General features: G+C 70.0%; 3 protein-coding genes. 2 read left to right on the top strand and 1 reads right to left on the bottom strand.

Annotated elements, in window-relative coordinates:
* A partial coding sequence (locus RMO85_RS05030; RefSeq protein ID WP_310526870.1) for a DUF1097 family protein occupies positions 1 to 520 on the bottom strand: 520 nt, incomplete at its 3' end.
* A gap of 221 nt (positions 521 to 741) precedes the next feature.
* On the opposite strand from RMO85_RS05030, the gene RMO85_RS05025 reads away from it, so the two are divergent.
* Together RMO85_RS05025 and RMO85_RS05020 are read left to right on the top strand one after the other, a co-directional pair.
* On the top strand, positions 742 to 1,749 hold the full coding sequence (locus RMO85_RS05025) for a LacI family DNA-binding transcriptional regulator (RefSeq protein WP_310526867.1): 1,008 nt from the start codon (positions 742 to 744) through the stop codon (positions 1,747 to 1,749).
* Positions 1,746 to 3,023 carry a sugar ABC transporter substrate-binding protein gene (locus tag RMO85_RS05020; RefSeq protein ID WP_310526864.1) on the top strand — a complete coding sequence of 426 codons (1,278 nt, stop codon included), beginning with the start codon at positions 1,746 to 1,748 and terminating at the stop codon, positions 3,021 to 3,023. The genes RMO85_RS05025 and RMO85_RS05020 overlap by 4 nt, the downstream gene beginning before the upstream one ends.
* Positions 3,024 to 3,092 lie beyond the last annotated feature (69 nt).

Raw genomic sequence — 3,092 nt, 5'->3', positions numbered from 1 at the left:
CGGCGCCAGCGGTCGCCGGGTCACCCAGTGCCTTGAGGCTGTTGCCGACGCCGCCGCCGTTCTCGGCCCAGTTGTCCAGGCCGGTGGCGATCCACCAGAAGATCGTGGCGGCGAACGCGCCGAAGATCCCGGGCACGTAGTACCAGTCGCCGACCACCGAGGCCATCACCACCACGAAGGCCGCGACCGCGACCACCGCCGCGATGCCCCAGAAGTCCGGAAGGTCGGCGGCCTCGGGAGCGGCGGCCATCACGAACAGGCCGCCCAGCGACCCGACGACAGAGGCGGCCAGGACCTTCTGGAGCGCGGCGTTGTCAGCCCCGGCAGCGAAGAAGAGGCCCCACGACACGAACGCCGCCGGAACGATGAGATGGAAGCTGGACGGCAGGCTCAGACCGTTGCCGAGGTCGCCGGAGCTGACCCAGTGGAACGAGAAGTTGAGGCTGAACTCGACCCAGATGAACGCGAGGACTGCGATCACGACGGCGAGGGGGGCGGTGGCCTTCAGGCGAGATGTCATGGGGGACTCCAGGTGATTGCGAGATGACGGACCGTTCAGTCTCCGCGTCCTTTCGGCCCGTCGACGTCGCAGTTTGCGACGGGGCACATCGGTCGCCCGACCGACGCTCACCAGGCCTTGGCGATCGCTCCGAGGGGGTTGACAGGGCACCGCAAGTCCGGCACGTTAACGGATGTAACCGGTTTCTGTAACCGGTTACATCACTCGGTGAGGAGCCTCGATTGTTGCCCACGATTCGCGATGTGGCCCGGCAGGCGGGCGTCTCCATCGCCACCGTCTCCCGGGTGATGCGAGAGTCCGAGGGTGTCCGTGACGCCACCCGCGTCCGGGTCCTGGCCGCCGCGGCCGCTCTCGAGTACACCCCCAGCCAGCTCGGCCGACAGCTCGCGGAGCGGCGCCATGCCGCCAACGGCATCGTCTTCCCCGACCTGTCCGGCCCCTACTACGCCGAGGTCGTCCTGGGCTACGAGGCCGTGGCCGCCGAGCTGCGCCGCTCCGTGCTGATCCTGTCCACCCACGGCCGTAGTGATGCCGAGGCGGCCGTGCGTGAGATGGCCGGTCGCTGCGACGGGCTGGTCATCCTCGGCCGCACCGTCAGCGACGCCGCCGTGCTGCACCTCGCAGCCCGCCGCACCAAGCTGGTCCTCGTCGCGCGTCCCCCGATCGGGTCCGTCGACTCGGTCAACGCCGAGAACCACGCCAGCGCCCGCACCCTCACGCAGCACCTGCTGTCCGAAGGGGTCCGCACCCTTCGCTTCGTCGGCGACCCGGTCGCCTCCCCCGACGTTGCCGAGCGGTGGGAGGGTGTCCAGGCCGCCTTCCGGCAGGCGGGCGCCGGGCGCATCCCCGAGCTGGTGACCGTCGACGAGCTCGACGAGGAGTCCGGCGCGGCGGTGGCCACCGCCGCCCTTGCGACCGACGACCTGCCCGACGCCTTCGTGTGCGCCAACGACGAGCTCGCGCTCGGACTGCTCGGCCAGCTCAAGGCTGCCGGCGTCGACGTCCCCGGCACCGTGATGGTGACCGGCTGGGACGACGTGATGGCCGCGCGCTACGCCGGCCTGACCACCGTCCGCCAGCCCATGCGCCAGCTCGGCGCGACAGCCGCCCGACTTCTCGACGAGCTCATCGTCGAGGAACGCACCGAGCCCCGCCACGAGCTGCTCCAGACCGAGCTCGTGATCAGAAGCAGCAGCAGCCGTTCCACCTCACCTAAGGAACCCACATGATGCGCACGTCCACCGCCCTCGCCGTTCTCGCCGTCACCAGCCTCGTCCTCACGTCCTGTGGACGCGACGATGCCGGGGGCGGTGGCGAGGCACAGAGCACGGCGATCGCCGACGGTGCCGCCACCGGGACCATCGAGGTCTGGGCGATGGGCACCGAGGGCGAAGAGCTCCAGGCGTTCTCGGCAGACTTCGAGGAGGCCAATCCCGACGCGGAGGTCAACGTGACCGCCATCCCGTGGGACGCCGCGCACAACAAGATCGCCAATGCGATCGCGAGTGGCGAGACCCCTGACGTCAGCCTGGTCGGCACCACGTGGATGGGCGAGTTCGCCCAGGCCGGCGGCCTGATGCCGACTCCCGAGGGCCTCGTCGACGAGGCCGCCTTCTTCCCCGGCGCGTGGGGTTCGACCGAGGTCGGCGGCACGTCCTACGGCGTCCCCTGGTATGTCGAGACGCGGGTCCTCTACTACCGCAAGGACATGGCCGCGAAGGCCGGCTGGACCAAGGCCCCCCAGACCTGGGACGAGCTGCACCAGTTCGCCACCGACATGAAGGAGAAGGGTGGCGCCGACTACGGCATCAGCCTCCAGCCCGGCCAGACCGGCTCCTGGCAGTCCGTGCTCCCGTTCGCCTGGTCCAACGGTGCCTCAGTCACCAACGACGCCGGCACGGCGTACACGATCGACTCCCCCGAGATGACCGAGGCGCTCGACTACTACACGTCGTACTTCGACGAGGACCTCTCACCGTCGCGGTTGCTGGACCCGGGCGAGCTCGAGAGCGGCTTCGCCGATGGCAGCTACGGCTCGTTCATCTCCGGCCCCTGGCACACCGGCCTCGTCGAGGAGGCGGGTCTGACGACCGAGGAGTACGCCGTGGCGCCGCTGCCGGGCAAGGAATCCGGGCCCGGCACGTCGTTCGTCGGCGGTGGTGACCTCGCGGTCTTCCAGGACTCCGACAACAGCGACGCCGCCTGGAAGTACGTCCAGTGGCTCAGCGAGCCGCAGACGCAGCAGGGCTTCTACGACACGGTCGGCGACCTGCCTGCCGTCCAGGCCGCCTGGGACAGCGGCGAGCTCGCCGAGGACCCGCAGCTCCAGGTCTTCGGCACGCAGCTCAAGACCACCGAGGCGCCGCCGGCCGTGCCGACCTGGGAGCAGGTCGCCGCGACGATCGACACTCTCGTCGAGCAGGCCTCGAAGGGCGCCGCCGAGCCCGAGGATGCAGTCAAGGAGATGCAGTCCAAGGCGTCGTCGATCGGCACCGGTCTCTGACATGTCCGCCACGGCAACGGCGCCTCGAGCAGGGCAGTCGGCGAAGAACAGCCGGCCGACCAAGTCACG

It is taken from the genome of Nocardioides sp., assembly GCF_031422975.1.
Taxonomy (GTDB): Bacteria; Actinomycetota; Actinomycetes; order Propionibacteriales; family Nocardioidaceae; genus Nocardioides.
This window is presented reverse-complemented; position numbering and strand designations above follow the sequence as displayed.

Coding starts and splice junctions, on each gene's coding strand:
- RMO85_RS05020 (WP_310526864.1), top strand. CDS start 1,746: ATGATGCGCACGTCCACCGCCCTCGCCGTTCTCGCCGTCACCAGCCTC.